The sequence below is a fragment of the Streptomyces sp. NPDC058964 genome (assembly GCF_042741275.1).
Lineage (GTDB): Bacteria > Actinomycetota > Actinomycetes > Streptomycetales > Streptomycetaceae > Streptomyces.
In genome coordinates this window covers 1-5,288 of sequence record NZ_JBHYKH010000227.1, presented here as the reverse complement: position 1 = coordinate 5,288, position 5,288 = coordinate 1, and the positions used below count along the sequence as shown (strand labels likewise).

Sequence of the window (5,288 nt, the reverse complement as noted above, 5' to 3'; positions counted from 1 at the left end):
CGAATGAAGGGCCCGGCCCCGCGAGAACGTGACTCGCGGGGCCGGTCCCGTTCGGGGCCGGCATGCCGGGCGACAGCAGGGCCGACGAGGACCCGACCACCGGGATGCGCGGCGGCGGTGCCGCACCCCGGATGAACCGGGCGCGGGCGGGTCGCGTACCACGAGAAGGGGTACGAGGACCCTGGGGCGGACGGCCCGGGCGCGGGGAACGCGGTGGTCGCCGTGTTCACGGAGACAGGGAGCACATGTGTCCTACAAGCGGTGCCCGAGCTGCGGCGGGCCTCTTCAGGCGTTCCGTGACCTCACCGAGGAGGAGAAGCGGCACGTCCGGGCAGAGAAGACGGGCTTCGCGCCCGAGGCGTACATCCGCTGTGCCCGGGAGGGGTGCCGTCGCTACCAGCGCAGGCTCAACTGGAGCGACGGCGGGTACTTCCCCCCTCCCGGACCGGCGTGAGGGCCGGACGGTCAGAGGTTGCTGAAGTCGGGGCCCTTGGTTCGGGTCCGCTTGATCTCGTAGAAGCCGGGGACGGAGGCGACCGCGAGGGTGCCGTCCCACAGTCGGGCCGCCTCCTCGCCCTTGGGGGCGGGCGTGACGACCGGGCCGAAGAAGGCGATCTCCTCGCCGTCGGGGCCGGGGACGGAGATGACCGGGGTGCCGACCTCCTGGCCGACCTTGTCGATGCCCTCCTTGTGGGAGGCGCGCAGCTCCGCGTCGAACTCGAAGTCCTCCTGCTCGGCGTAGTCGATCAGGTCGGCGGGCAGTCCGGCGTCCGCGAGCGCTCCGGCGACGGCCTCGAGGGTCGCGCCCTCGCCGTTGTTGTGGATGCGGGTTCCGAGCGCGGTGTAGAGGGGGCCGAGAACCTCGGCGCCGTGCTTCTGCCAGGCGGCGGTCACCACGCGAACCGGCTTCCACGCCTGGACGGCGAGCATCTCGCGGTACTGCTCGGGCAGCTGGTCCAGCTTGTTCTCGTTCAGTACGCCGAGGCTCATGACGTGCCAGCGAACCTCGATGTCCCGGACCTTCTCCACTTCCAGCACCCACCGGGACGTCATCCAGGCCCAGGGGCACAGCGGGTCGAACCAGAAGTCGACGGGGGTCTTGCCGGACGTGGCCACGGTTTCGGACATGGTTCTCCTCGGAATGCGGGACTCTTGAACAGACAACATTCCCTCCGCGCCCGCCATTCCCCGGTATCCCGGGTCAGGTGTGCATGGCAGGATCGGTCCTGTCCCGCCGCAGCCGAGACATGTCCGAAAAGCCAAGAACCTCCAGAGGGAGTGCCGCCCGTGCCCGGTGAGAACCTGTCCCGCGAAGAGGCCCGGGAGCGGGCCGCCCTGCTGTCGGTCGACGGGTACGAGGTGTCACTCGACCTGCGCTCGGCCGTCGGCGAGGGGGACGGCGATCCGCGCACCTTCCGCTCGGTCACCACGATCCGCTTCCGCTGCAGCGAACCGGGCGCGTCGAGCTTCGCCGACCTGATCGGACCGAGCGTGACCGCCGTGTCGCTCAACGGCAGGGATCTCGACCCGAGCGAGGTGTTCGACGGTTCGCGGATCACGCTGGAGGACCTCGCCGCCGAAAACGAACTCGTCGTCGACGCGCAGTGCGCCTACTCCCGCACCGGTGAGGGCCTGCACCGCTTCGTCGACCCCGAGGACGGCGAGGTGTACCTGTACACCCAGTACGAGCCGGCCGACTCCCGCCGGGTCTTCGCGAACTTCGAGCAGCCCGACCTCAAGGCGCCCTTCCGCTTCGAGGTGCGGGCGCCGGAGGGCTGGACGGCGTGGTGCAACGGCGCGGGCGAACTCGTCGACGGGGTCTGGCGCTTCGCGGAGACGAAGCCCATCTCGACGTACATCACCTGCGTGGTCGCGGGCCCGTACCACTATGTGACCGACTCCTACGAGCGGGTCCTCGAGGACGGTACGCGCCTGGAGATCCCCCTGGGCGCCATGTGCCGCAAGGGCCTCGCCCCCTACTTCGAGCCCGACGACGTCTTCCTGATCACCAAGCAGGGCCTGGACTTCTTCCACGAGCACTTCGACTACCCGTACCCGTTCGGGAAGTACGACCAGGCTTTCGTGCCCGAGTACAACCTGGGCGCGATGGAGAACCCGGGCCTGGTGACCTTCCGCGAGGAGTACATCTTCCGCGGAAAGGTGACGCAGGCCTCGTACGAGGCGCGGGCCAACGTCATCCTGCACGAGATGGCGCACATGTGGTTCGGCGACCTGGTCACCATGGAGTGGTGGGACGACCTGTGGCTCAAGGAGTCCTTCGCGGACTTCATGGGCAGCTTCGGCACCGTCGGAGCGACCCGCTTCGCCAACGGCTGGGTCACCTTCGCCAACCGCCGCAAGGCCTGGGCGTACCGCGCGGACCAGCTGCCCTCCACGCACCCGGTCACGGCGGACATCCACGACCTGCAGGACGCCAAGCTCAACTTCGACGGCATCACCTACGCCAAGGGCGCCTCGGTGCTCAAGCAGCTGGTGGCGTACGTCGGCCAGGACGCGTTCCTGGAGGGCGCGCGGCGCTACTTCAAGCGCAACGCGTACGGGAACACGCGCCTGGGCGACCTGCTGTCGGTGCTGGAGGAGACGAGCGGCCGTGACATGGCGGCCTGGGCCCGCTCCTGGCTCCAGACGGCCGGGGTCAACTCGCTGACCCCGCAGGTGCTGCTGGACGCGGAGGGCCGGGTGGCCGAGGTCGCGGTGCTCCAGGAGGCACCCGAATCGCATCCCGAGCTGCGTCCGCACCGGGTGGCGGTGGGCCTGTACCGCCGCTCGCCGGAGGGCGCGCTGGAGCGCTACGCGCGCGTGGAGGCGGACGTGGACGGTCCGCGTACGGTCGTGCCGGAGCTGGTGGGCGCCCAGGCCCCCGAACTCGTCCTGGTCAACGACGACGACCTGACGTACTGCAAGATCCGCCTGGACGAGACCTCCCTGGCGACGCTGCGCGAACACCTCGCGGCGGTGACCGACCCGCTGGCCCGCGCCCTGTGCTGGTCGGCGCTGTGGAACATGACGCGCGACGCGCTGCTGTCGGCCCGGGACTTCGTGGACCTGGTGCTGCGCCACTCGGCGCGCGAGTCGGACATCGGGGTGCTGCAGATGCTGCACGCGTGGGCGGGCTCCGCGCTGGTGCACTACGCGGCGCCGGAGTGGCGGGCCACGGGCGAGCGCCTGCTGGCGGACGGGGCCCTCGCGGAGCTGCGGCAGGCCGAGCCGGGCAGCGAGCACCAGCTGGCGTGGGCGCGCTTCTTCGCGTCGGTCGCGTCGGGCGACGCGGATCTCGAGCTGCTGCGGGGCCTGTTGGAGGGTACGGCCAAGATCGACGGGCTGGACGTGGACCAGGAGCTGCGCTGGGCGTTCCTGGAGCCGCTGGCGGCCCACGGGGTCGCGGACGAGGCGGCACTGGCGGCGGAACTGGCCCGCGACGACACCGCCTCCGGCAAGCGTCACCAGGTCCGCTGCCTGGCCGCCCGGCCCTCGGCCGCGGTGAAGGCGCAGGCCTGGGCGCAGGTGGTGGAGTCGGACGCGCTGTCCAACGCCCTGGTCGAGGCGACCATCGCGGGCTTCGCGCAGCCGTCGCACCGCGAGCTGACCGCCCCGTACGCGGAGAAGTACTTCGCCGCGATCGAGCGGGTGTGGGCGGACCGGTCGATCCAGATCGGCATGGACGTGGTCAAGGGGCTGTTCCCGTCCCTCCAGGACTCCCAGGGGACGCTGGACGCGACGGACGGATGGCTGGAGGCGCACGCGGACGCGGCCCCCGCCCTGCGGCGACTGGTGCTGGAGGCGCGGGACGACCTGGCGCGGGCGCTGCGCGCGCAGGCCTGCGACGCGGCGGCGGACCGGTAGTCCGTAGGTAGGTCGGTAGGCCGGTCGGTAGGTCGTTAGGTCACACCTCTGGCCCGGACTTCGGCCGTCCGTGACCGTTACGGAATTCAGGCAATATCAGCCGTAACCCCTGGTCCACCCCGAACGGACCAGGGGTTTTCCGCACCTACTCGGCATCCGAACACCCGTCCTTTAGTGCCCGCTTGTCCGTATTTGTCGACAGGCGTGTAACAGCGGTTACAGGACGGACCGGGCGCGGGAATCCCCGGGTCATGACCCACAACACCCCGCTCTCCCCCCGCCCCCTCCGCCACCTCACCGAGGTGCACCGCCGTGTGCTGTCGACGGCCCAGCTCCGCGCCCACGGCGTCGCGACGGCCGAACTGAACGACCAGTGCCGGGCCGGCGGCCCCTGGCGGCAGCTCCTCCCCGGCGTCGTCCTGCTCCACCCCGGTCCGGCCACGAGCGAGGAGCGCCTCCACGCGGCACTGCTGTACGCGGCGCGGGAGTCGACGCCGGGCGTGCCGTCCCAGCCGCGCGCCGACGAACCGCACCGACCGGTCTACGCCGAGGCGATGATCACGGGTTTGGCGGCCCTGACCCTGCACGGCTTCTCCTCCGCTCCTCCGCTCACCTCCCAGGACCGCATCGACGTACTGGTGCCGCGTCTGCGGCGGCTGCGCACGACGGGCTACGTCCGCATCCTGCGCACCCCGTCCCTGCCCACCCCCCGCCAGGTCACGGGACTCCCGGTGGCGCCGGTGCCGCGCGCCGTGGCGGACGCGGTGGCGGAGCTGGCGGACTCGGGCTCGGTGCGCCGGCTGCTGAGCGAGGCGGTACGCGAGGGCCACTGTGAACCGACGTCCGTGGTCCGGGAGTTGAACCGGGCGAAGCTGCTGAGCCGCCCGCACGTGGTGGACGCCGTGGACTCGCTCCTGGCCGAGGGCCGGGCGATCGCGGAGGACCGGCTGTACCGGATGGTGCGGGAGTACGGGCTGCCGGACCCGGTGTGGAACGTGGACCTGAGGCTCCCGGGCGGCCCGCACCTCGGAGGCCTGGACGCGTACTGGCCGGAGCAGGCCGTCGCCGTTGAGCTGGACACGCGCGCACCGCGTCAGGACGAGGACGCCCTGTGGTCGGAGTACACCCGCAAGCGCGAGCACCTGGAGCGGCTGGGCATCACGGTCGTCCACATCACCCCCAAGAAGCTCAGGGACTCCGCGGAGCAGCAGGCCGCGGTGGTGCGCACGGCGCTGATGGCGTCCGGCGACCGCGATCCGGCGGCGTATGTCGTGGTGCTGCCCCGGCAGTGAGGGGCCGGGGACATCAGGAGGGGAGAGGAGGGGGGCGCCCGCCGGGGTGGGGCCCCACCCCGGGCGGGGGGGGGGGTGGGTGTGGGGGGGCCGGGCCGCGGGGGGGGGAATATAACTCGCCGCGGGTGGCGG

At 71.6% G+C, this 5,288-nt stretch carries 4 protein-coding genes; 3 read left to right on the top strand and 1 reads right to left on the bottom strand.

What is annotated here, in order from left to right; translation table 11 throughout:
* The first annotated feature begins 247 nt into the window (after positions 1–247).
* Complete coding sequence (locus ACFW2E_RS25600; protein WP_384469414.1) at positions 248–454, top strand: hypothetical protein; 207 nt, start codon at positions 248–250, stop codon at positions 452–454.
* Between the two features lie 11 nt (positions 455–465).
* On the opposite strand, the gene ACFW2E_RS25595 is transcribed toward ACFW2E_RS25600, so the two are convergent.
* The gene (locus tag ACFW2E_RS25595) at positions 466–1,128 is read right to left on the bottom strand and encodes a DsbA family protein (RefSeq protein WP_384469413.1); all 663 of its coding nucleotides are present in this window, start codon (positions 1,126–1,128) and stop codon (positions 466–468) included.
* A 159-nt stretch (positions 1,129–1,287) separates the two neighbouring features.
* Here ACFW2E_RS25595 and pepN point away from each other — a divergent pair, with 159 nt between their 5' ends.
* Complete coding sequence (pepN, locus tag ACFW2E_RS25590) at positions 1,288–3,864, top strand: aminopeptidase N (protein ID WP_384469412.1); 2,577 nt, start codon at positions 1,288–1,290, stop codon at positions 3,862–3,864.
* A gap of 251 nt (positions 3,865–4,115) precedes the next feature.
* Positions 4,116–5,156, top strand: a complete 1,041-nt coding sequence (locus tag ACFW2E_RS25585) for a hypothetical protein (RefSeq protein WP_384469411.1) — start codon at positions 4,116–4,118, stop codon at positions 5,154–5,156.
* The last annotated feature ends 132 nt before the right edge of the window (positions 5,157–5,288 follow it).